The organism is Nostoc sp., assembly GCF_036917195.1.
GTDB lineage: Bacteria > Cyanobacteriota > Cyanobacteriia > Cyanobacteriales > Nostocaceae > Nostoc.
This window is the reverse complement of the sequence record NZ_JBALDG010000066.1, coordinates 269,854-293,904: the sequence shown is the minus strand read 5'-3', so window position 1 is coordinate 293,904 and position 24,051 is coordinate 269,854. Positions and strand designations below refer to the sequence as shown.

Sequence of the window (24,051 nt, the reverse complement as noted above, 5' to 3'; positions counted from 1 at the left end):
TCTGACAAGGGATGAAGGCTAAAAGCAGTCTTCTTAAATACGGTCTTTGGGCAACTTACCAGTTTTTTCCTCAATAGTACGACCCTCAGCATCAACGTCTAACTCTTCACGTCGAATGGTCTCTTGAACTTCAACAGTTTCTTGGTCTACAACTTTTTGCACTCTGACTTCTTCGCGCACAAAAGCTTCTTTCTGGACATCAGCAACTTCTTCATAGAGTTCTATCCGTGCTACCTCGCCCTCGCCGAAGTTAGCTGTTTCAGCAGACACAACTTTGCCTGCATCTTGAGGAGTAACTCGCTCAATTACGACTCGCTCTCTTTCCACTGGAACAGAAACTCTTACAGTTTCTGTTTCAACGTGCTTGCCAATTGTCACTTCTCCAGTTTTCCGGCGCTGTTTGTTGGCAACCAGCCTTTCTTCGTAGAGTTTGAAGGTTTGGTCTTCATGAGCGTTGACATCATATAGATCCGCGTCGTATGTGTATGTGTAGTTGTTGCGATCATAAGTGGGAGCAGTGCGACCATCTGTCGATGCTACCGCAGCTGAACTTCCTACAGACGGTGTACGATATCCTCCACGCACCCGTTCTTCATAGTCGTAATCAAGCACTGTATGTTCTTGATATTCAGGCAAATTTTCCGCTTGCTCTTTTGTGATACCAACGGCATATACACGGTTTGCTCTAGAGTCAATACGCGATTTCCCTACTGGTAGTAATACTTTCTTGCCAAAAATCCAAAGCCCTAAGTCAACAATTAAATAGCGGAACGCTCCTTGTTCGTCTACTACAGCATCACTTACCGTGCCAATCTTCTCATCAGTTCCCTGAACATACACATCCATTCCTTTGATGTCGTTACCTTGAATAGTATCCCGGTAGTCTGTATCAAATTCACTTATTTTTTGGAGTGGCATTATTCTATTCCTTAAAAACGTACTATTTCTTTTTTATAATTTAGCACATTCAATTAAGATAAATCTTTTTTCCCAAAATTAAGTTAAATCATGTCCAGCTTTAAGAAAAAGTAGTAATTCAATCTAGTTTTACTTGCATCATGAAGAAGTCTTATTTCAACATCTTAACTTTTGTGACTCTAATGATGTAATCAATTATAACCCAATTTTTCCTGAAGGTAGTCTGGCAGGACTTTTCAGCCGGATATTTAACCCTAGATGAAAATAAGTCACTTAACAAAGTAGGGGTTTAAACCTTGTTCACGACTGTCGCACTAAGAAACTCTATAAGCCAGTATTCATCAACCAGGACACCTCTATTGTTAATATTTTGTGACTAGGTTCTAGCATTTTTGTGACTAGTTTCTAGCCGGAAATGTCAGGTTCTAACTCAGCCACATTCATATATCTTCAGAACTTTTAGCTAGTTAAATTTATTAAAACCTTACATTTTAATCAAATATCCTGATATTTTTTTAGCCCTTATTGTTTGAGTTGAAACCCTGATCTCACTCTAGAGAAAAAAACTTCCCCCAAGAGATTGATGATAAACTAATATAAAAATGCCTTAATATTATCAAAGCCCTAATAAATTAAGCGATCGCTTCAATTGAGATGATTACTTAGTAACAATTAAAGTAAGCCTACTGAGAGTCAGCGTGCGGAAGCAATTCTCAAACAGGGAGGAATTTAAAATTTCATGATTGATGATGCCTCCGCAGGTGACAACTAAGGAGTTCGTCAAACAGTGAGTTTTGATAACAACAGTGAAGACCCTGCTGTTTCATTGTTAATTGCCACCATGAAACTGTTTAACTCACTTTGTAGAGTCAAAAGTTCATAGCTAAGGAAATAAAAGTCCTTAAAAATGTAGTTGTTAAAGCTACCGTTGCCAAAGTTGATAGCAACAAAGCTTAAACTTTAAAACTGTTCTCATTGCAGAAAATTAGGAGAGAATTATGGAAACTGAATTAGAGCAACAGCAATACGTCGATGCTGCCTCCCAAAACCAGATAGAAGCACTTAAAGGTTCAGAGGCTGGAAACTTGCCAATGTTACCACCTGCTTCGGAACCTGAAGAACAATGGCAAAGAATTGGTAGACAGATTTCTACATTTTTGGCACAACTTCCTGAGTATATAAGTAGTTTCTACCAAGAATACAAACTACCAATTATTAGCTTTGCTTTGCTTGTAATAGTGGTTACGACACTAAGAATATTTCTAGCAGTACTGAACGCAATAAATAGTATTCCATTAGTTTCTCCAATTCTACAGTTCATTGGACTGGGTTACACAATTTGGTTTACTTTTCGCTATTTGCTCAAAGATTCTACTCGGCAAGAATTAGCAGGAGAAATTCGTTTGCTTAAAAAACAAATTCTAGGCAGACAAGAATCCCAGACTTAGAGCTTACTACAGTATAGTGGCGAGTGAAAAACTTTTTTTGCCATATGTAGCAATTCTAAATCACTCGTGAAAAGTTAGATTCCCGACAACTTTTACGAAGTCGGGAATCTCGGTTAAATAATTTGATGCTTATGCTCTTGTTGCTGTCTGCATCAATCATTTAGTAAGCAAATATTTATTAATACAACAAATTGGGAAAATAGCCATTGGAAGTATAAAATTCATCCAATTATTCAATTTTAGTTGAAATCAATACCTATTAAGGTGTAATTCCAGTGTGTTGAGTAACTTGGGCAAGTCCTTCTGAGAAACCTTACGTGTACCCGTCTCGACTGCATCAACCCAGGAAACGCTTTTTCCCATCGTTGTAGCGAAAAATGCCCTAGACCAGCCTTTTGCTTTTCTAGCTTTTCTGATCACATTACCTGATAGAGGCTGGATATTGTTTACACTTAGCTGATTTGAGTCCAGAGTCAAGCGTTCCTGTACTTCTACTGGTAGATGAAAACGCCATTTAGAATTCAGTATTTCACTCCAGTAACCTATAGGTCTTTTAGTGCTTTTGCTGCTTGTTAACCAAGCTGGGCCTGTTTCAAGTTCTGCTTGCCATCCTGCTTCTTTCACAACTTTCAAGTCAGTTTCAAAGTCATCAGCCATTTGCCGTCTGAGCTGTCTGTCTTGCTCTGCTGTTGACACTTTGTCTGCACTGTAAGCAATCTCCATCAAAGTCTTGCCCATTACACAATCCTGGAATTCCGGCTGGATTTGAAAGGTTAGCCAAACTAATATTCTAGCCGCGCCAGCATTTTGTTTCCCAATGCTAAATAGTTTCTGTACAGTTTTCTTGGTAATAATTCCAGTCTGGTAGTGATATTTTGATTTATTGAGGAAGTATTTTGTCCATACTCCAGCTTGACCTATCACCTTTAAACCCACTAGCTTGCTATTGCCAGCTTTATCTGTTTCAAAATCTCGTATTATGCTAACGTCCCAAATCTTTAAATCAGCAACAGTAAAAGCTCCTACTTTCCCCTGTTTAGGCCATGCGATACAGGCTAGTACCTGAGCGGGTTGTCGTAACAAGTGGTACAAAATACTCAATTTTTCATGCTTGCATAAGTCCCTGCGTTTAACAAGCCCTGTGTATTCAAGTAGTTGCCTGTCATCTATAATAAAATTGCCTGACCAAGGTTTATCTAAGCTGGCTACTAAAGCACAGTAAATTAGGTGAATTGCACACGCCCTTGGGTCAAATTGATCTATAACAACTAAAGCAGCCTCTTCGGCCAGAGTTTCTGGTTGTGAGGTTTCGGGATTATCTGTTACATAGTAAAAGATTTTTCCTTTTCCACTTTCAACTTCTTTTTCATAGCTGAAAGTACTACTTGTTTCAGTTTTCCATGATAGATTCATTTTTTGAGATAAAACTTCAGCAACTCCATGCAAAACTAACGACAACGCAGCAATACTAGTCTGATCAGGAAATAAGGAAGCTTTTTTGAATTGCCGGGGTTTAGCTGGATACTGCTTATTTAATAGTAACTTTTGCTCATCTTTATTAAAGGATGTCTGAAAAGTAATTTGCTTTTCTAATTTAGCAGTCTGGTCTTCTACAATTTCTTCACCTTCAGCAACATTAGTTTCGTTTGGATTTGGATTACGGGAAAAGGTAATTCCTATTACCTGCTGAATTAGATACGAAAATTTTTTATGTAACGTTTTTGCTAACTGTTTCATTTATCTAAAAATACACTGCTCACGTAGGTAAAAATAGTAGACAATAACTGTGAAAACTGTTGGAATATAACTATTAAATAAGTTTTTACCCGGAAGAATTTATTCTTGGCAAATTTCTAAAATCGATCCAATAATAATATAAAATGCCCAATTTGAGGATGTCCAGTGCTTTTTGGTTTTAGGTAACATGATGCAATGTGTGTAAGTTGCTGGATTCTTCAAGGCTACCGTTTTGAATAGCAAATGAGTAGCAGCCAGTTAAAAATCCACTGATGAGTCGAGTTATATGATGTCCAGTTTGGAGTGGGGACTGAAGTCGCCAAATCCAGGATTAAAGTCCTGACTACGAGCATAAGTCTATTCTCACCTAATACGGCAAAGTGCGTAGGCGTAGCCCGCCGCAGGCATCGCTCAGTTTGGAGTGGGGACTGAAGTTCCTAAATCCAGGATTAAAGTCCTGACTACGAGTACAAATCTATTCTCACCTAATACGGCAAAGTGCGTAGGTGTAGCCCGCCGCAGGCATCGCTCAATAAGCAACCTTGCAGTATAGAAATATTAGACTGCAACTTTTCACCAATAATCTTAGAGAATATTTTATAAATATTTAAAGTTGACATCGAGTGTCAGCAACTCTTACTTTGGGCGCAGTAGTTAAAATGAAAATCCCTGCCACAGTGGACAGGGATAGTAATTTTTAGCTAAAGCTTGTCTGCTAACTAACAAAATCTTTATGGGCAGCGACAAGCATCTGAGCCTGCCTTAAAACGTTTCCGAATAAATAAATAGGAATTTGCCAAGCAGCAACTGTAACTTCTTTGACTATATCCTGTACACTAATTGCTATTAATTCATGCTCTGGTGGCTCTCCTTCAACTGTACCAGACCAAGTAAAAGCTAATAAGAAATTATCGTCTCCAGGCAAGGAGCCAATCAAACATTCTTCTGGTGTGGGCTGGCAAATAATTCCATGATCATTTGCAAGTTCTACTAGTCTTTGAAAGTTGGTTATGTTCTTCATCTGTCTTTTGGATGTAATTTAATCTCAATTTGAGAAGAAATCATATTTTTACCTCCATAACTCAAGTTAGTTGCTCTATCCCATAAATTACGAATTATTAATTATTTGGTCAGAGTTAGGAGTTATTAGAGTTGGATCAGGCTTAAGTTCAAAATCTTACCGCGATCGCCTGGTTTTATCAGCAACAATTGCTACTGTTTTAAAAAAACCTAGACTACCTACTTTTTCAGTTGACCGTATTTACATACACCTCCCTTCGTTACCATTTCAATATTGATGCCTTAATTTCACCCAGGCTGACGGAGTGCATTGAGAAATGCATAGACGCCTAGCGGTGAGGGAGTCGCAGTCTTCTGTCCTCCCACGGTATAAGACTCAATTTGGGCAGCTAAATTAACATGACTGCTAATAACTGTATATTGAGCGCGTTTTTGAGAACTAAGATTTTCCAGCACAACCTCGCCTGTATTCATTCCAATTCCCATTTCGAGGATTGGGAAATTCATTTGCTGATGAAAGTTTGTTCACTTGCTGCATTACCAATCGCATGGCAATAGCACAGGCGATCGCTCGTTGAAAATCATCTTTGCGACTAATTGGCGCACCAAATATCACAAAAATACCATCAGCCATAAACTCATTAATCGTGCCTTTATACTGGTTTATCACATCTGTCATTGTTCCCAGATAAAGATTCAAAATCTTTACTACTTCTTCAAGTAGCAATTGTTCGGAAATAGCCGAAAATCCTCTTAAATAGGTTTTCAATGCGTAAGTCCTGAAAATATAGGAATGGTTTAATCCATTTCATATTGATAATGCCTGGGTTCTAGATTAGTCAGGTGAATAAAATCAAATATTCCCAAAAGCAAGATTAGATTTTACTTTTCAACTAGGAACTATTGGGCATGGGGCACTTGTCCTGAGCGTAGCCGACACTGAGCATCTTGGCTTGCTTCTCTTCGAGAGGCTGCGCCAACGACTGCGCTACTTCGACGCCGCTCAGTACAAGTCAGCACAAGTCGCTCGATGGAGCCGACGTCGTAAAGCCTACGGCATAGCTACGCTTAGGGCGCAGCCTCTCCAAGAGTTGTATTGGGCAATAATCAATAGTTCTTCTTCCTCTCCCCCTTTTGGTCACAATATGGCAATATATAAAGTTGTAGCTAACCGCCTACGTAGAGGTTTAACGTGGATACCATTGCAATTCCTGCTCTAAATCGGCCAGTGGATGCCACGGTAGAAATTCCCGGTTCTAAAAGTCTTACTAATCGCGCACTGCTCGTTGCTGCTTTGGCACAAGGTGATTCCATTTTAGAAAATGCCTTATTTAGTGAAGACAGCGAGTATTTTGCCAAATGCATAGAGCAATTGGGCATTCCCATTACTTTGAATCCTCATCAGGCACAGATCCAAGTCGCGGGAAGAGGAGGCGACATTCCAGCTAAACAAGCAGATTTATTTGTGGGTTTGGCAGGCACAGCAGCACGGTTTATCTCGGCGTTGGTGGCATTGGGTAACGGCGAATATCGCCTAGATGGCGTTCCCCGGATGCGAGAACGACCGATGGGTGACATGTTGACGGTGCTGGAAGCGGGTGGAGCAACCGTTAACTTTGAGGGAAACTCCGGGTTTATGCCTTACACCGTCTATAGTCGGCAATTCGCTGGTGGAAATTTTCGCTTGAAAGCGAACCAAACAAGTCAGCAACTTTCAGCATTGCTGATGATTGCGCCTTATGCTCAACAAGATACGAGTATTGAGGTTGAGGGGACACTAGTTTCTCAATCTTACGTCAAAATGACCTGTCGTTTGATGGCAGATTTTGGCGTAGAGGTGATTCAAATCAGCGATAATCAATTTCAGATTAAAGCGGATCAACGTTACCAAGCTCGACATTACACAGTAGAACCTGATGCGTCAAATGCTTCTTACTTTTTTGCCGCCGCCGCCGTCACGGGTGGACGGGTGCGCGTCAAACATTTGACCAAACAATCGTGTCAAGGTGATATTCTGTGGCTGAATGTTTTAGAACAGATGGGTTGCCAAATTAAAGATTCGGATGATTACACCGAAGTGACGGGACCGAAGCAATTGCAAGGCATCGACATTGATATGAATGATATATCAGATTTAGTGCAAACATTAGGAGCGATCGCCCCCTTTGCCGGTTCACCTGTTACCATCCGCAATGTGGAACATATTCGATATAAGGAAACCGATCGAATTCGAGCTGTGGTTACAGAGTTGCGTCGGCTAGGAGTTGAGGTTGAAGAATTTGCAGATAGACTGAAAATTGAGCCTGGCCCGATTACCCCGGCGGCGATTGAAACCTATCACGATCATCGAATGGCGATGGCTTTTGCTGTTACTGGCTTGAAGGTTCCAGGAATTGTAATTAAAGATCCTGGCTGTACAGCGAAAACCTTTCCAGATTACTTTACCCGATTCTTTCAAATGTTAGAACAATAAGAGATTGACCAGTATTCTCGTAGGGGAGCCAGTGCGTTGCGGAGGTTCCCGACGCTCGATGACTCGCTAACGCTGCGCTATCCGTTGTAGCAACTGGCGTTGTGTTATACCCTAAGCTAACGCACCAACTCTTTTTACCTTTCGGATCAGCGCTACCAACCTTCAAGGATAGGGCTGAAACTCTATGTGTTACAATCACTTCAAAATTTTTAACATAAATATCTTATACCGATTACCTGTGAGGTTGAATAGAACAATTTGCTCAAGCCCCAAGCCTGGACAAGCCTGATTTTATTCAGTTTCACAAATAATTGGTATTAGTTATTGATTAAGTCTTTCATTGGAAAATTTAAATTCGGTTTTATTTTACCTTTAATTAAAGTTTGCTTAAACTCCTGATTATAAAATAGGGTGACTCCAAATAATTGAAGACTTATTGATTTTTCTGAAAAAGGGAAAAAGCATTAATCATCACTGTTCTAATCAGTGATGAATACCCATTTGGAAATAAGTAAGTTAGAAACAAACTATTTCTATACCTTGCAGTGTGCATTGCTTACAGAAGTTTATGGTGAGAAAAACTCAGATGAAATTGGTTCCACGATTAGTGCTTGCTGCTACTTTGACTTTAGGTTTTGCTACTGTAAATGCAAAATATGCATCGGCTGCAATTATTAATTACGCTTTCACAGTTGATAGTCCCGTAACAAAGGGAAATGGCTTTTTTAGCTTTGATGACTCAACTTTCAGTAATGAAGATAATCCTGTAGCTACCATTAAGTCACTCTCATTACAATTTGACGGTGACTCTACTGTTTATACTGAAAAAGATGACACCAAATATCCAGAATTTCCCCTGGTATTTCCAACTACGTTCTTAACTGGACAAACATCTTTAGCATTAGACTATCTGTTCAACGATAAATCTAATCCTTCCAGTTCTATAAGTTACGAAATCGTTGGTAAGGATTTTACAATTTTCTCTAGAACCTCTCCAGATGCTGAACCGATATTAGGTATAGTTTCGTATACACAAATACCTGAACCTACGCCCTTAATTGGTACTCTCTTTGCTTGTAGTCTGGGCTGGATGATGAAGAGAAAAGTAACATCAATGAAAAAGGTTAGATTTTAACCTTGATTAAGTTAATATTAACGCTTTCTTTGCCAAGGATTAATCTCTTCCTAATATGCTTTGATGTGGCAAAACAACATCTAAGACATTGATGCCAGAAGAAAAAATTGGGAATTAAAACCTGATTTTGGTAAGGGAGTTAGTTACGAAGTTTGCCTAAGACCACCCTGCCTTCTTCGTGTTAGCTGTTGCTGCGTTTTAACTTACCTGTTAGTCAGGAGTAGAAAATGGTGGATTACCGGAATTTTCAGCAGTTCCTACACGGTCGAATCAAACGACGCAATTTAATTATCGGGGCAGGAGCATTGTCTGGTTTGGCGATCGCTAACCAATTTTCTGCTCAAAGAGCGATCGCTAGAAGCAGATTTTCCAATTATCCTTTCACTTTGGGTGTAGCCTCAGGTGATCCCTATCCTAACAGCGTAGTGATCTGGACTCGTCTAGCTCCCGAACCCTTAAACGGAGGTGGAATGCCATCTGCTAATGTGCCAATTCGCTGGGAAGTAGCTACCGATCCCGACATGAGGCGCATTGTCTCCAGAGGTACGGTACTAGCAACTCCACAACTAGCTCACTCAGTTCGAGTTGTGGTAGAGGGATTACAATCTGATACTTGGTACTGGTATCGGTTTCTTGTCGGTCAAGAGGCTAGCCCCATTGGTCGCACTCGTACAGCTCCTCTAGCAGGTGGCTACTTAAATAAATTAAACTTTGCCCTTGTCTCCTGTCAGCACTATGAGCAGGGGTACTATACTGCTTACAAATATATTGCCCAGGACGATCTCAGCTTGGTAGTACATGTTGGTGACTACATCTATGAAGGAGGAATTTCAAAGAATCGCCCCAGACAGCATAACAGTGCAGAAATTGTGACTTTGGAAGATTACCGCAACCGTCACGCCCTCTATAAAACCGATTCCAATCTGCAAGCAGCTCATGCAGCGTTTCCCTGGATTGTTACCTGGGATGACCACGAAGTGGAAAACAACTACGCCAACGACATCTCAGAAATTGATACTGAACCAGATCAGAATCGCGCAATCTTTCTCCAACGGCGGGCTGCTGCCTATCAGGCTTACTACGAACATATGCCACTGCGCCCCTTCTCGCGTCCCGTTGGCCCCGATATGCAACTTTTCCGTCGGCTCTCCTTTGGTAACTTAGCTACCTTCCATGTCCTAGATACCCGCCAATATCGCACCGATCAGCCATGTGGTGATGGCACTAAAGAACGTTGTCCAGAAAATTTAGATCCGAATGCAACGATTACTGGCAAGCGTCAGGAAAATTGGCTATATGATGGTCTAAATAGCTCACAGGCTAAGTGGAACGTTTTGGCCCAGCAAGTTGTAGTTGCTCAGATAGACATGAAACCAGGGAAAGGCGGAACCTACAGCATGGATAAGTGGGATGGTTATGTGGCTTCCCGCGATCGCCTCATGCGTTTTTTAGAACAGCGCAAACCATCTAATCCAATCGTCTTATCAGGCGATATCCATTCCAACTGGGCAATGAATTTAAAGGCTGACTTTAATAATCCAGAATCTACTACAGTTGGGAGTGAATTCGTGTGTACTTCAATAACCTCCGGTGGAGATGGGGCAGACAGCAGCCCAGCAGTTGAAGCTTACTTACCCGATAACCCACATATTAAGTTCTTCAACGGTCAACGGGGGTATGTTCGCTGTGCGCTGACTCCCACAACCTGCAAGACAGACTATCTAGTTTTATCAAACGTCACGACTCCATTTGGCACGATTAGCAAGCGGGCTTCATTTGTGGTTGAAGATGATCGTCCGGGAATACAACAAGTCTAATCGTTTAATTCCCAGGTATCGAAACCAGATAATCACAGATGGATACAGATAAATCATTAGTATTTATCTGTATCCATGTGTGTTTTTATTTTCAGAAAATTGACTTTTGCAAGTCGATGCTTTCTAGCGTCAACCCAATCGACAAGATTAGCGATCGCACTGCTCTAGTTAGACTAAAAACAAATATTTTTTCTATGGCGATGGAATCAACAAAATAGCTGCAAAAAATCCTTCAAATCATTCAAGGCAGGATGCTCAAAATTCCAAATCGTTGTTTTATGGGTCATTACATAATCAAAGCCTTTCATGCTACATTTACGTTCGGCTTGTTTCTTTTCCATTTTTGAGCAAGTATCAAATCGGATGTACATATCAACCCAGAATTTATTAAATTCCTTAACAGTTATTTGTTGACCATTCTTTTGCAAGCAATCTTTCCAACTCTCTAAACAATCAGCATGAACAGAACCTTTTATTTTAATCGTTTTGAGGACTTTTTCAAGTTCTCCTTGCCCATCAAGGTTGGTAAAGTAGCAAGCCAGTTGGATATTGAGATCATCAACAGTTAAATTTACAAATTCCTTAACTTTTATAAGCAATGGTGTTTCTGCAAAAGCTTCTTGAACACATTCATTAATAAAATTAATTCTCTCAATTTCTTGATAATTATCAATATCAATAATGATCCCTACTCTTTCAATCTCACCCTTTTGTATATCAGCTTTTAAGTCTTTAAGAGCATTTGTTAACTTTATTTTATTTAGCCCATCCATTGACATATAATCTTCTTCTGAAATGAGAATTGGGGATGCAATTTCTATATTGCAGTTGAGATAACGAATAATTGCCTGAAGGAAATATTTATCATTTTTGCTTTCCACAATCAAAATATTACTACTCACCTCTCACCTCCTTGTTGTGGCTTATTCCATAATCCAAAGTATCCAAATCTCGTCTTATAGCAACTATCCTGCCAGTCTTAATCTGTCTTGTAAGTTCAAAATGAGCAGATGTATTCTTATATTCTGATCCAGCTTTTATAAAAGCCTTAGTCATTTCTAGGCTATGTGTTGTGGCAAATATTTGCACATTTAACTCATTGGCCAACTTGTAAAGAATAGTCCAAAAATCGGCTTGATTAGAGTGATGAATACCATTTTCTATTTCATCAATCAGCAAAATACTATTCTCATTATTCACAAGTCTTAAGATAATATCAGCGATGCGATTAATTGCATCACCAAATAAAGACAAGGGTAATCTACCTTCTCCCTCTCTCTTAAGATAAACAGTAGGTTCACCAATACTAAAGCTCTCTACTTCTACAATCGAGGAATCAATAGCCTGAAAAGCTCTTAGAACTTCATCATCTTTCTCGTTTAACCGAGCCTTATCAAACTCGATTGTTAAGTCTCTACTAGAAACTCTTAAAAAGGAAGGTATGAAAAAAGCATTTTTATTATCAGGTATTTTTATATCTCTTGCTATCAATCCCTTTGCGCTTGAAATAATTGAAGTTTCAAAAGCTTCTCCCTGATTAATTCTTGTTTTAAGGTGCATCACAGATCGTACAGACTCACTACCTGAAAAAAGGCTTATAATGTTGTCTTTTCTCTCATCCTCACTATCTTGCTCATCGGTTTCTTCTAAAAAATCTTTTACAGATTCATCAACGCATATCTCAACTCTCTTTAAAGATTCATTCTCCAAGGTAGCCTCAATTACAAGTTCACTACTCTTATTCTGATGAAAAAAGAAATTATTCCATGTTCTTTCAGGTAAAGACTTACTAAAACTTGACTGTTCCCGTCTTACGTGTCGGAGCAAAATAATTGTCTCTGGTCGTGGGGCACTATTTAGAAATAGTGCCTCCAGTAATCCAGTTTTTCCAACATTATTCTTTCCACTAATTAAATTGATTTTCTCGAAACCAGATACTTTTAACTCATCAAAACATCTAAAATTTTTAATTTTAATATTTTTAATCACCAGAACCTCTACATTAAAATGTTTTCATTTTATTTTACCTAATAAAACATAAAATTTATCTTCAATTAAAGTATGAGTAATCAAATAGTTAGCCTACACTAATAATACCAAGCATAACACTCAGACTACTTAATAGTGCTGCTCCTATGCCCAACAGTAGCAAATCTCTGCGATGTAGCATGTTTAATTCGGATTATCTATTTCGCTACTCATGGCATTTTCAACAGCAAGCATCCAAAATTATCAGGAGTAGTGTTATGGCTATTTGACGACAAGGGAATGCCACAAAATGGCTTTTTGCGATCGCACGATGTTTTCAACCTCTGCAAGCAGAACTGTTAGTACTCAGCGCCTGTAAAACCCGACTGGAAGAAGATATGTCGAGCAGATTTTTCTTCAGCTTTTCTTTATTCACTCAATGTTGCATTTTCTTAAACATCTGTTACATTACTTTACAGACAGTTACAACTGCTACAACACTTGAACTTTGGAGTTTTACTCATGTCAGGTTTAAAGAATCCTGCACCTATTGTTTCGGAAGATCCTAATGCTGTGCGTTTTGGCTTCACTCCTCAGAGTGAAAATTGGAACGGTCGTCTTGCAATGATTGGTTTTCTATCTGCGATTTTGATTGAAGCTTTTTCTGGTCAAGGCTTACTCCATTTCTGGGGCATCCTCTAAATTGATATAGGCTTTTCGCCTTTACCTGACACTCATCTCATGTTTGGCGAATTACTTGTGATTCCTACGTCACCTCTCCCCTAGCCCCTCCCCCTAGTAGGGAGGGGAGCCTGTAACTTTAGCTATAGGCGGGGTGAGGTTCTCTTATTATGGGCAATTCAACGGAGATATCAGATTGAAAATCTCTTTCCCTGTCACCTATTTTCAAGCAAAATATCAGATTTTTCCGGTTGAGCCAAAATATAAGTGAATAATTACTTTACATTGAATATGTATAGCTAAAACTCATGGAACTACCCCAACGCGTATCAGTCCGCTACAAAGACGCGTCCTTCAATACTAATGAAATCCGCTTGAGAACCTTCCGGCTTGGGTTACAAATATGGGAAGAACAAACCAAACCTAGAAAAACAGAGCTTTATCAGTTTATATCGTCTTGCTTGAAACAAGTTGACCGCCAGGATCGTTTTATGTTTTCTCTACTGTTCATAGAATTAACAGACCTCATACGCAATTCTTCGCTGGAGAGAGGAACGAAAGAGGTTCTGATTAAAACAGCTTTTAGGGAGTTTGGTTGTGCGATAACAGATTTTGAAGACGCTGCCAAATAAAGTTGGTCATGGGGGGTGCTGGTATTGCGTAGGCATAGCCAAACCCAGGCATTACCCTGAAGTCAGCTAACCTAATTGAGTAGGATATCTATAGTAAGCAGCTTTCCAATCAGATTAGTTTTTTTGCTGAATGCCCTATATGCAAGCACTTAAGGGCGATGCCTGCGGCGGGCTACGCCTACGCATTTCTAAACCATCCGCGCACCTTATGAGGACTATTTTTCAGCCATTTGCCTCTAGCCAAATCATAACTCCTGGTGTCATGATTTGTCCATTCGCGCAACCGAACCTTGAAAATCAAATATGGCAAGGCTTTCACAAGCCAGTAATTGCAATTACCTAAAATCCTATTAGGGATTGAAACGGCCAATGCTTTATCCCGCGATCGCTTGGCGATGGTTTTGAATAATCACCTCTAATATAAGAATCCGACTTTAGTTTTACTAGCCATACTGAGGGTATAACCCATCTCAGGTCAGGTTTTGACTGATATCCGATTTCCAAAATAAAATATAAATCCTAGTAGTAGTGACAAAAGTAACTATTTAAACATGACTTTTATCACAGGCGTGTGTCTGATTATTTCGATTACATTGAGAATATACAAATCAAGTAATGCAAGGCACATTACATTAAAGGATATATGAACCGCTTTAAATCTATTCTTCTTGGAGGCTTATTAGCAGCTGCCTCAATTACTGCTTTTTCTCAAAATGCTAATGCTGCTGAATTTAAATCTGATCATGATAATTTTAATCGTAATACTGTAGCTTTTAATTACAGTAAAGTTCAATACAAACGTCAAGTCCGTGAACAACGCGCTCGTGAATTACGTGAACGTCAAGCTGAACGACGCGCTCGTGAATTACGTGAACGCCAAGCTCGTGAACGACATGCTCGTGAATTGCGTGAACGTCAAGCTCGCTTTCATCACTAATAAAAGAAATTCTCGCTCATATTACTTTAGGAGAATAGCAATACTCTCCTTTTTTTGATTGGTATCAATCTGCTTAAATCAATGCTGTTATTATCTTTTAAATAAATCTATTAAATATCTTTGGAAATTAGTTTGCTAGCGGATTGAATATTTGAAAAAGCTAAATTAAAATTCCAATAGTAGTTATATATTTAATGGAAACTGTTACATCTAATGTTATCTAAAATGTAAAGATTATTTGCATTTAATCTGATTTTAAAATTGGCTCTTAATACAATTCGCTACAATTACTATAGTTTTTATTTTTTAATTTCTGAAGAGGTCTAACATTGAATATGGTAATGCGTCTTCCCATAGTTGCTGCCAGCTTCATGGCTGCCAGCATTAGTATAGGTACACTTTTGGGCGTTGCAGCTCCGGCTTCAGCTCAGGAGATAATCACTTGTTCAAGCCAGAATAATCGCAGGAATACTTGTTCAATACCTACTAGAGGTAGAGTGAGGCTTATTAGGCAATTGTCTGACACCAGTTGTAGAGGAAATTGGGGCTATAGAGGTAATCGTATTTGGGTGAGAAATGGTTGCCGAGCTGAGTTCTCAGTTGGCGATCGCAGAAACGGCAGATATGACAGAAACGACAGATATGACAGAAACGATAGATATGACAGAAACGATAGATATGACAGAAACGACAGATATGACAGATAGGAAATTGGTATTTAGGGTGATCCTACCGAAACGGTCTAATTAGATGCGATTGCCTGTAATCCTTGTACAGAAATAGTTTAAGTAAGGTGTATCTGGGGTGATATCAGGCTAATTCCTACTTTCAATCAGCAACACCCAAATTCTACCTAAAGTTATAAGCTCCGGCTCCCCTCCCCTACTAGGGGAGGGGTTGCTCTTGAGAGGTCACGCAGGAATCACAAGTAATTTACTGGACATGATCTCACCAGCGATCGCTAATAAAGAGATGCCAACACCTTATCTGCTGCTGCCCGGAATGCAGTTGCTGCACCAGCACTCATATCGCGTGGCGCACAGATGCGATTTCTCACATAGGCGAGTGTGATCGCTCCAACCGCAGACACAATCGGATCGGCATTGTCTTTGCCGCCCACGCGCCCCCACGGCAATGCTGCACCATTCGCATTGATGAGATAGTCAGCCAGCAATCTGAGGTGAAAATCAACCGCTTCTTTAACGGCTGTTGTGTCGGCATTGACCGCCAATGCTTGCACTCCGGAGTTTTTCAGGATGTCTCCTAAAGCAACTTCTCGGTTATTAGTCAACCTCTCAGCCGCTTCTGCCCGAAATTGGATTTCTTGGCTAACTGCTGGGTCAGGGGCTGTTTAAGTCGGTCAAATCAGAAAAACCTCTATAAATTCCAGTCACAGAGAGTATAGAAAGCTTAAGTCCAAAAATACATATGAACTAAAAGGTGTCTAAAGTCAAGCTAATAGCTGCTAGTAATTTATAATACTTGCAATTTCATCGAGTGTAGCCCAAAAGTGAAGCACCCCATCCAATTAAAGCGCTACAAAAAACTAGCCATGTAGCATTGATGCCTAAGTAAATAGCTAAAATGGCTGAGATGATCGCAATCGCCAAGCCGAGAAAATCTACAAATGGGGCTTGTGGTAATGTTAAAGTGGCTGCCAGCAGTTGCAGGGCTATACTGAGATAGATTTTATATACGTGTATAAGCAATTCCATTCAAAATCTAGGGTTTTCCGTAGTAAAAGTTCTGTAACAGTTCGCTTATATCATTTGCCTAGATGAGATAATTTCCTCTTAATTGTTCGACATAGAGAAAATTAACTCAATATTCGTATGCAGCAAGTATCAAGCGATATTGTAGAGTTACCAATTCATATCAGTGCTAAAACAGTTGCTCGAAGTTTAAGTGTCATAGTTATCTGCCTCACCTTAGCAGGGATTCTAAGTGGCTATTTCTGGGTCTCGAAGTTTCCCCTCCCAGCTTCCAAATGGTTTTACGAACTATTTAACCTAGATGGAGAATTTAATATTCCTGCCTGGTATTCTTCATTCACTCTATTATTTTGTTCGGGATTACTTAAAGTAATTACCGCTATGAAGACGAAAGACCGCTATTTTGTTTACTGGAAAACTCTATCTTGGATATTTTTCTATTTGAGTTTGGATGAAACATTTAGTTTTCACGAGATTTTGATTATTCCGTCAGTGCGAGAATCGCTTCATCTCAATCCTGTATTTTATGAAACCTGGGTTATCCCTGGTATTGTTTTAGTGGGAGTTTTTGCATTTAAATATCTAAAATTTTTGCTCCATCTCCCTTATAAGACTCGATATTTATTTCTGATTGCCGCAATTGTTTATGTGGGTGGAGGCTTAGGCATGGAAATGGTGGGTGGAGTTTTGAGAATAGATTTTGGGCGACGTACCATAATATCCTTAATTGGCATAATTCTTGAAGAGTCTTTGGAAATGGTCGGAATTGTGATTTTTATTTATGCGCTACTAGCTTACCTTAGTAGCTTGAGAGAAAGCATTCAACTGAAAATTTATATATCTGAAAAGTAGTATGATGTCCGGCAAATTAACCAATCATGGCTACTTAGCTTCTAGCAAAGTCTAGCATTAGTCATCTGGCGCAACAAAAGAGAAACTTGTCTCGCTAAACTGATTACTAATGATGTCTGTAACTTTTTGTGAAGTACTTGCTTTGATGCGATCGCAAAAGAATTGTCAGCCAACTGTAGGTTTTTCTTTTACTATATCAATATTCTCTTTGATATCAACATAAATAGGAGATAGTTGGAGTCGTTATGGGGTAAAGCTGTGGTTGCTTATGATTGCCTGTTTGCTTTCTGATTTCGGTAGATTCAGCAAGCAAAAAGGCATATTGCTTACTCAAAAGGCTTGATTGCTTTCTGATTTCGGTAGATTCAGCAAGCAAAAAGGCATATTCTTTACTCAAAAGGCTTGATTGCTTTCTGATTTCGGTAGATTCAGCAAGTAAAAAGGCATATTGCTTACTCAAAAGGCTTGATTGCTTTCTGATTTCGGTAGATTCAGCAAGTAAAAAGACATATTGCTTACTCAATTTACCTGTTTAGTGTTTAAAGATAAAAATTAGATTGCTCAATAGTCATTAATCATGGGGCATTGAGCACTTGTACTGAGCGATCGCAAGAGCGTCTCTAAGAGTTGCCGTAAAGCCTGCGGCATAGCTACGCTTAGGGCGCAGCCTTTCGTAGAGAAGTATTAGTTATTCTCCCCTGCCCCTTGCCCCTCTGGCACTAGTTAATTACCTTCTAGCAAAGTCCAGAAGTAGCCATCTGGCGCAACAAAGGAGAAACTAGTCTCGCCAAACTCATTACTAATGATGTCTGTAACTTTTTGTACAGTACTTGCTTTGATGCGATCGTAATACTCCTGTATTCCCTTAACTCGATAGGTATATAAAGACATACCTAAGCTACCTGGTTGGGCTGCCTCAAAGCGCGATTCTAAATTAATATTTTCTGGGAATCGAATGATGTAAAGCCTACCACTGCGTGCAGCCATCAGGTCAGACTTAGAAGAACGGGGATCATCAAAGGTCGTGACAATAAACTTTTCACCAGGGTTAAGGTCAAAAATATCTCGACCTGCTGGCGAAGATTCATAGCTAGTTTCGACACCATCACGCACACGCAGCAAACCCAAAACTTCTTCATAAAACTTCAGGGTTTCTTTGCTGTCATCCTGAACGATGATTCCCATATGGGTAAACTGACTAGTTTTGAGAGCAGCATTATGGTTAACTTGTCCGTAATCCGGCAGTGTATAACCAAACCGTTGAAATAAAACCTGTCGAGCTAAGGGTTGCAGTAGCAGCATTTCTCGCACACCAATTGCTGGCTCAATAAAAGGACGGCTTTTCCTCTCTTTGTTGTAGATGACTTCCCAATAAGGGTTAGTGTGCCTAATAGGCAAACCTGCGGCTTTTGCATCCTCTATATGATTTAAGATACTTAAAACATCCGCCGTTAAGGTTGTTGCCCAGCGATTTCCTTTAATTTTCATTGACGCTGTTCCTAAACCTTGATGCGTGGGGTTTTGCCAAACCATCAGCCGAATCAAACCATGATCTGAATTTTGATGGTAGAGGCGGATTGAGCGTAAAGATGAATTCACCCCATATAATTGATTGGCTACATCTGCGGTTAATTCACCCACTTGACCAATGCGATAGCCAAATTGCTCCCAATACTGAATTGCAGAAATTGGCTCTGGGATGCCGATACAGACTTCATAGATCCCTTCAATTGCAGTTTGTTGTTCTTGAGTCATAATCAGTGCTGAGTTAGGAGTTATTAGTTTTCCTCGTACCCATGCTCTGCATAGGAACGAGAGAAAAGCAAGGATTTGAGTATTCAAAACGACTTTTTACAGCAGTTTTTATTTAAGTAAGTCGCTTCATTGCGTCTCTGCCGCTAGTTAAAAGGCGGCAGCCCCTTCATTAGGCATTCCCAGTCAGAGACTCTTGAGGAGACAATTTCTAAAAGCTGATTCTAGACTGGCTTTTATCTTAAGTTGACACGTATCAGCATTAGCTGTGCCCATAGGGCGTGGTCTATTTACCTGAAAATAGCTATAAACATTTATAAAATTTATGTAAAGCTTAAGTATTATTAAGCTGCAAAGTTCTCTGGAGTAATCTATAAGTTTAATTTATCTATTTTAAAAAGCATTTCTTTAATATAAAAGTGTTTTTTTTACCAAAAAATTTGATATTGAAATCTAACTTAACGACAATACCATCTTAAGCTGAAAAGTATCGCAACATTTACCAAAAAAATCAGTAGTTTTGAAAAAATATTTGATTAAAGGTTACAAGCATATTTCAATGTATTATAAATCGCATTTATTTGAGATTTTGAAGATTTGGTAAAGAAGTTTACATAACCTTTCCCTCGTGATAATTAAATAATTACAGCTTGGTTAAAAAAATTTGGAGAAAAAAACAAAATATTTGACCTAATTACTTACCATTTGGGTAATCCATTCAGGCATTTTCAGAAAATAAATTATCTAATTTTGTAAAGTAGGTATCTCGTTCGCCCGTAACCAAAGCCGGGTTTTTTGACCCAGCCCACAATAAATAGTTAGATATTTTTTATTTGGAAATCCGTAACCAAATCAATAATTAATGTTTTGTAAATAGGATTACGCAAATAGCAAGTAATCTACATTGAACTGATGAATAGTTCTTTGACTGAGGCTGAACTTACGTATTCGTGAGAAATTCAGGAGAAATAACATGGCATTTATTTTCGGCACTACAAATCCTAACAATCTCTCTGGGACTTCAGGAAATGACACGATAGTTGGTTGGGCTGTTGGTGGTAATGCCAATAGTACCTCCGGTAACGACACCTTGAATGGTGCAGCTGGTAACGATTCCCTCGCTGGTGGCACAGGAAACGACAGTCTAATCGGTGGAGATGGCAATGACACAGTTGATGGAGGCACAGGAAACGACATTTTAATCGGTAGTGCAGGAAACGACACCTTCAAAGGCAGTCAGGGTAACGACAGCATTAATGGTGGAGATGGCTTTGATACCGCAGACTACAGTCAACTAGGTCAAACTATTACCTTGTCAGGTGTCGGTACCATTCAAAAAGCTGGTGGATTGGGGCAAGATCAACTCTTTAAAGTAGAAAAGGTTATTGCTAATGCTAATGTTGCTAACAACACCATAGACGCATCTCAATCTTTGCCTGGGGTATTTATCACCGTTAACTTGCAAACCCAAAATTTGGCTGCTAATAACGTTCCTGGTTTGGGAAGATTGCCATTTACTGTAGTCAACTTTGATAATGTCATCGGCACAAATGCAAATGACATCATTGTTGGCGACAATCAAAATAACCGATTATCCGGTAATAACGGCAATGACACACTTGATGGCGGCACAGGTACTGACACCTTGAATGGGGGAGCAGGCAACGACACTTACATTGTTGACACTACTACTGACATCATTACGGAGGCTGCTAATTCAGGCACAGATATCGTCCGGTCTTCTGTCACCTACACACTAGGCGCCAATATAGAGAATCTGAGGCTGACGGAAAGTAGCGATATCAGCGGGACAGGTAACAGTCTTAACAACTTACTTTTTGGTAATACTTCTAACAACACTTTGAATGGTGGAGGAGGCAATGACACTCTAGATGGTAATAATGGCAATGATATCCTCAATGGTGGCGACAGCAATGATAGTCTACAGGGCGGACCAGGCAATGATGTACTCAATGGAGGGTCTGGAAACGACATCCTCATCGGTGTTTTCCCTGGTAGTCCGCTTCCACCTGGATTAGGGGAAACTGATCAACTGACTGGCGGACCTGGGGCAGACAGATTTATCTTGGGGGACGCTGTAAATGCTTTCTACGACGATAACAATACTGCGAATCCTGGTTTTGGAGACTTGGCTACTATTACTGACTTCGACCCTAGCCAAGATCGAATTGAACTCAATGGACTTCCACAGGACTACCGTCTGCAAGTTGTTGGAAGCAACACACGAATATTCTTAGACAAACCCGGAGCAGAGCAAGATGAAATCATAGGTATTGTGCAAGGGGTAGTGGGTCTCACACTTAGTAGTAACAACTTCACTTTTTTATAAGCAGGAAAATGCTGGAGAACGTACAAACAACACACTCAGCAGCGCTGAAGGGTTGCGTTCCTTATCATCAGGCTCAGACGTTAATTTTTCAGCTCAGTTAGCAACAGTTCAACCGGGGAACACGGCAATGTGTTCCCCTCACCCAACAAGAGATTATTTAGCAAGTCAGTACCCATTGCTCATTTCATCCCGTAATTTCTAAAGCTTTTTCCCTAATTAACAAGATTTAGCCACAAAATCATCTGACTATTTGATGAAGAAAATAATGAATAGCACTAAATTATTCAACCAAGTTCAACGCAGATTTACTGATAAGTTCGTTCTCAAAACGTGCTTTTTAGTTGCCAAAACACTGTTATTTACAATAGTGATGCTAAATAATGGCACTAGTGTAGTAAATGCTGCACCTCAAGCCTTGCGTTCTGATATTAAGATTCGCAAGATTATGTCTACGTTATCGACGATCTCTCCTTCTGTTCGGATTGCAAAAGATCCACGAAACAATACCCTCTATTACTTAAAAAGAAATGGTGATATTTATCAAGTTGATTTAGCCTTATCTACTAGTAAACTTGTGTACAACTCAGGTAATCATAAGCTAGGTGAAACTCAAGGTATGGCTATTGGTCCTGACGGGACAATTTATTTAGTTGGCAATGCAGACCTTGTGAATGACCAGACCAAAGCAATTATTGTTAAAGGGGTAATTAACTCAGGTACAGGAGAGCGCATCTGGTCTGTTTTGGCTACGAGTGCAGGCTATCCCAAAAGCAAAACAGCCTATGACCATCGCTTCAACGGCGTGGTTGTTAGCCCAGATGGTAAGTTTATCTATGTGAATAGCGGTTCTCGTACCGATCATGGTGAGGTTCAGTCTGCTGGTGGTCTATATCCCAATACTCGCGAAGTAGGATTAACCGCCTGTATACTCCGCCTTCCTAGTAATGGTCAAAATCTCTTTCTTGCAAACAATCGAGCAACCTTAAAGACAGCTGGCTATATTTTTGCAGAAGGAACACGCAATACTTTTGATATGGCCTTTGCGTCTAATGGGGATTTGTTTGGCACCGAAAATGGTCCCGATCGCGACATGTCAGAAGAATTAAATTGGTTACGTCTAGGTCATAATTACGGCTTTCCCTGGCGTATAGGCGGGACAGACAATCCCCAACAATTCCCGAATTATAATCCTCTCAAAGACCTTTTGCTAAATCCCAAATTTGGCGCAGTTACAAAAGGCTACTATTATAACGATCCAAGCTTTCCGGCTCGGCCTAATATCACCCTGACTGAACCAATTCGTAATTTAGGACCGGACGCAGATAGTTTCCGCGATCCTCAAGATGGCAAAGTCAAAGACGCTAGTGTTCTTGGGCAAACTTTTAGCACTTTCACAGCACACCGTTCTCCTTTGGGGTTAATTTTTGAAACACAAGGAGCAATGAGTCCAGAATTCAACAGAAATGGATTCGTATTGGGTTGGACACCAGGCGACCCCACTGGCGAAACACTAGCAGGCCCTTTTAAAGATCCCAGCCAAGATCTGTTGGATTTGAAATTGATTAAAGTAGGAACTACCAACTATCAACTTCAAGCCAAGCGCATTGTCCAAGGCTTCAGCAATCCCATTGATACTGAGATTATCGGCAATAAGATTTATGTTCTGGAATACGGTGGGATTCAAGGAATTTGGGAAATTTCTATGCCCACTAAGTAAATCTCAATTTAGTTTATATTGTTCAAAGTTTTGGTTTATATAGCCAGAATGCGTAGGCGTAGACCGTCGCAGACATCGCATCCCAAACGTGCAAAATGCCTCTCAGACTGGAAGTCACTGGCTCACAATAGAAAGTCGAATTCCTGTTAGAGAGCATTTGCCTTTGGAGGAAAACTTTTCGATTTACTGGAATTATGCAAAAATTGCAGTTCAGATGTAGTGAGGTCGCGCCATTGACCCAATTGTAGGTCATCTAATTGTAGGTGGGCTATGCTGACCCTGACCAGTCGCAAAGTCGGAAACCCTACAGCCGCAGTCATGCGCCGTACTTGGCGGTTTTTTCCCTCTGTCAAGGTCATTTCCAGCCAAGCTGTGGGTACATTTTTGCGAAATCTAATTGGCGGGGTGCGTTCAGGTAGCTGTGGTTCTTCTGGTAAAAGCCTAACTTCTGCTGGTTGAGTGCGATAATCTTGAATTTCCACACCTGTTTGCAACCTTTTTATCGCATCTGCATCTGGAATTCGCTCTACCTGTACCCAGTAAGTACGTTTATGACCAAAACGCGGATGGGCGAGGCGATGTTGCAATTGCCCATCGTTCGTTAACAGCAGCAACCCTTCACTATCCCAGTCTAAGCGTCCCACAGGATATACATCAGGTACATCAATATAATCTTTCAGGGTGCTATGCGTGGGAGCATCTTTTGTAAACTGGCTGAGAACGCCATAGGGTTTGTAAAAAATAATATATCGGCAATGATTTGTCATTGGGCATTGGGCACTTGTACTGAGCATCTCGGCTTCTCTACAAGACGCTACGCGAACGCTCGATGGAGCCGAAGTCGAAGTATTGGGCATTGGCATGGGGCATTGGGCATTGTTATTCTTCTCTTGCTTTTCTGC

The 24,051-nt window shown here is 40.0% G+C and carries 22 protein-coding genes and 1 pseudogene; 12 read left to right on the top strand and 11 right to left on the bottom strand.

Annotation, left to right across the window (positions count from 1 at the left end; translation table 11 throughout):
• Nucleotides 1-33: 33 nt before the first annotated feature.
• A complete protein-coding gene (locus V7K40_RS21685) occupies nucleotides 34-918 on the bottom strand; it encodes a DUF2382 domain-containing protein (RefSeq protein ID WP_334963283.1) in 885 nt (294 codons plus the stop codon).
• Nucleotides 919-1,916: 998 nt separating this feature from the next.
• Here V7K40_RS21685 and V7K40_RS21680 point away from each other — a divergent pair.
• A complete protein-coding gene (locus V7K40_RS21680) occupies nucleotides 1,917-2,366 on the top strand; it encodes a CAAD domain-containing protein (protein WP_334963281.1) in 450 nt (149 codons plus the stop codon).
• A gap of 249 nt (nucleotides 2,367-2,615) precedes the next feature.
• Here the strand turns inward: V7K40_RS21680 and V7K40_RS21675 are convergent, their stop codons facing one another.
• The 3 genes and pseudogenes from V7K40_RS21675 to V7K40_RS21665 all read right to left on the bottom strand — a co-directional run.
• A complete protein-coding gene (locus tag V7K40_RS21675) occupies nucleotides 2,616-4,103 on the bottom strand; it encodes a helix-turn-helix transcriptional regulator (RefSeq protein WP_334963279.1) in 1,488 nt (495 codons plus the stop codon).
• Nucleotides 4,104-4,818: 715 nt separating this feature from the next.
• Complete coding sequence (locus V7K40_RS21670; protein WP_334963277.1) at nucleotides 4,819-5,124, bottom strand: hypothetical protein; 306 nt, start codon at nucleotides 5,122-5,124, stop codon at nucleotides 4,819-4,821.
• 353 nt (nucleotides 5,125-5,477) lie between these two features.
• Nucleotides 5,478-5,880 (bottom strand): annotated as a pseudogene (locus V7K40_RS21665) (adenylate/guanylate cyclase domain-containing protein); the annotation flags it as partial.
• Between the two features lie 435 nt (nucleotides 5,881-6,315).
• Between V7K40_RS21665 and aroA the strand changes: the two are divergent.
• From aroA to V7K40_RS21650, 3 genes are all read left to right on the top strand, one after another.
• A complete protein-coding gene (gene aroA, locus V7K40_RS21660; RefSeq protein ID WP_334963275.1) occupies nucleotides 6,316-7,596 on the top strand; it encodes a 3-phosphoshikimate 1-carboxyvinyltransferase in 1,281 nt (426 codons plus the stop codon).
• A gap of 586 nt (nucleotides 7,597-8,182) precedes the next feature.
• Nucleotides 8,183-8,731: a PEP-CTERM sorting domain-containing protein gene (locus V7K40_RS21655; RefSeq protein WP_334963273.1), complete on the top strand. Its 549-nt coding sequence runs from the start codon at nucleotides 8,183-8,185 to the stop codon at nucleotides 8,729-8,731.
• 227 nt (nucleotides 8,732-8,958) lie between these two features.
• Complete coding sequence (locus V7K40_RS21650) at nucleotides 8,959-10,548, top strand: alkaline phosphatase (protein WP_334963270.1); 1,590 nt, start codon at nucleotides 8,959-8,961, stop codon at nucleotides 10,546-10,548.
• 206 nt (nucleotides 10,549-10,754) lie between these two features.
• On the opposite strand, the gene V7K40_RS21645 is transcribed toward V7K40_RS21650, so the two are convergent.
• Together V7K40_RS21645 and V7K40_RS21640 are read right to left on the bottom strand one after the other, a co-directional pair.
• Nucleotides 10,755-11,450 (bottom strand): DUF3226 domain-containing protein, encoded by a 696-nt coding sequence (locus V7K40_RS21645; RefSeq protein WP_334963268.1) that lies wholly within the window; start codon nucleotides 11,448-11,450, stop codon nucleotides 10,755-10,757.
• Entirely contained in the window at nucleotides 11,443-12,537 is a 1,095-nt protein-coding gene (locus V7K40_RS21640; RefSeq protein ID WP_334963266.1) for an AAA family ATPase, read from the bottom strand. Before V7K40_RS21640 ends, V7K40_RS21645 begins: the two co-directional genes overlap by 8 nt.
• A gap of 135 nt (nucleotides 12,538-12,672) precedes the next feature.
• Between V7K40_RS21640 and V7K40_RS21635 the strand changes: the two genes are divergently transcribed.
• The 5 genes from V7K40_RS21635 (at nucleotide 12,673) to V7K40_RS21615 (ending at nucleotide 15,516) form a co-directional block, all read left to right on the top strand.
• A complete protein-coding gene (locus V7K40_RS21635; RefSeq protein ID WP_334963264.1) occupies nucleotides 12,673-12,879 on the top strand; it encodes a CHAT domain-containing protein in 207 nt (68 codons plus the stop codon).
• A 159-nt stretch (nucleotides 12,880-13,038) separates the two neighbouring features.
• Nucleotides 13,039-13,218 (top strand): high light inducible protein, encoded by a 180-nt coding sequence (locus V7K40_RS21630; RefSeq protein ID WP_334963262.1) that lies wholly within the window; start codon nucleotides 13,039-13,041, stop codon nucleotides 13,216-13,218.
• A 287-nt stretch (nucleotides 13,219-13,505) separates the two neighbouring features.
• Nucleotides 13,506-13,829 (top strand): hypothetical protein, encoded by a 324-nt coding sequence (locus tag V7K40_RS21625; protein WP_298903980.1) that lies wholly within the window; start codon nucleotides 13,506-13,508, stop codon nucleotides 13,827-13,829.
• A gap of 643 nt (nucleotides 13,830-14,472) precedes the next feature.
• The gene (locus V7K40_RS21620; protein WP_334963260.1) at nucleotides 14,473-14,766 is read left to right on the top strand and encodes a hypothetical protein; all 294 of its coding nucleotides are present in this window, start codon (nucleotides 14,473-14,475) and stop codon (nucleotides 14,764-14,766) included.
• A gap of 576 nt (nucleotides 14,767-15,342) precedes the next feature.
• A complete protein-coding gene (locus V7K40_RS21615) occupies nucleotides 15,343-15,516 on the top strand; it encodes a hypothetical protein (RefSeq protein WP_334963258.1) in 174 nt (57 codons plus the stop codon).
• A gap of 211 nt (nucleotides 15,517-15,727) precedes the next feature.
• Here V7K40_RS21615 and V7K40_RS21610 read toward each other — a convergent pair whose 3' ends face one another.
• Both V7K40_RS21610 and V7K40_RS21605 read right to left on the bottom strand, forming a co-directional pair.
• Complete coding sequence (locus V7K40_RS21610; protein WP_334963256.1) at nucleotides 15,728-16,057, bottom strand: hypothetical protein; 330 nt, start codon at nucleotides 16,055-16,057, stop codon at nucleotides 15,728-15,730.
• Between the two features lie 199 nt (nucleotides 16,058-16,256).
• Nucleotides 16,257-16,481 carry a hypothetical protein gene (locus tag V7K40_RS21605; protein WP_334963254.1) on the bottom strand — a complete coding sequence of 75 codons (225 nt, stop codon included), beginning with the start codon at nucleotides 16,479-16,481 and terminating at the stop codon, nucleotides 16,257-16,259.
• A 117-nt stretch (nucleotides 16,482-16,598) separates the two neighbouring features.
• On the opposite strand from V7K40_RS21605, the gene V7K40_RS21600 reads away from it, so the two are divergent.
• Nucleotides 16,599-17,330, top strand: coding sequence for a hypothetical protein (locus tag V7K40_RS21600; protein WP_334963252.1), 732 nt, complete (start codon nucleotides 16,599-16,601; stop codon nucleotides 17,328-17,330).
• A gap of 214 nt (nucleotides 17,331-17,544) precedes the next feature.
• On the opposite strand, the gene V7K40_RS21595 is transcribed toward V7K40_RS21600, so the two are convergent.
• Complete coding sequence (locus V7K40_RS21595) at nucleotides 17,545-17,853, bottom strand: hypothetical protein (RefSeq protein WP_334963250.1); 309 nt, start codon at nucleotides 17,851-17,853, stop codon at nucleotides 17,545-17,547.
• A 200-nt stretch (nucleotides 17,854-18,053) separates the two neighbouring features.
• Complete coding sequence (locus tag V7K40_RS21590; protein WP_334963248.1) at nucleotides 18,054-19,085, bottom strand: VOC family protein; 1,032 nt, start codon at nucleotides 19,083-19,085, stop codon at nucleotides 18,054-18,056.
• A 970-nt stretch (nucleotides 19,086-20,055) separates the two neighbouring features.
• On the opposite strand from V7K40_RS21590, the gene V7K40_RS21585 reads away from it, so the two are divergent.
• Together V7K40_RS21585 and V7K40_RS21580 are read left to right on the top strand one after the other, a co-directional pair.
• Nucleotides 20,056-21,432 (top strand): calcium-binding protein, encoded by a 1,377-nt coding sequence (locus tag V7K40_RS21585; protein WP_334963246.1) that lies wholly within the window; start codon nucleotides 20,056-20,058, stop codon nucleotides 21,430-21,432.
• A gap of 265 nt (nucleotides 21,433-21,697) precedes the next feature.
• Nucleotides 21,698-23,149, top strand: coding sequence for a PQQ-dependent sugar dehydrogenase (locus V7K40_RS21580; protein WP_334963244.1), 1,452 nt, complete (start codon nucleotides 21,698-21,700; stop codon nucleotides 23,147-23,149).
• Nucleotides 23,150-23,295: 146 nt separating this feature from the next.
• Here V7K40_RS21580 and V7K40_RS21575 read toward each other — a convergent pair whose 3' ends face one another.
• Nucleotides 23,296-23,916, bottom strand: coding sequence for an rRNA large subunit pseudouridine synthase E (locus V7K40_RS21575; RefSeq protein ID WP_334963493.1), 621 nt, complete (start codon nucleotides 23,914-23,916; stop codon nucleotides 23,296-23,298).
• Between the last annotated feature and the right edge of the window lie 135 nt (nucleotides 23,917-24,051).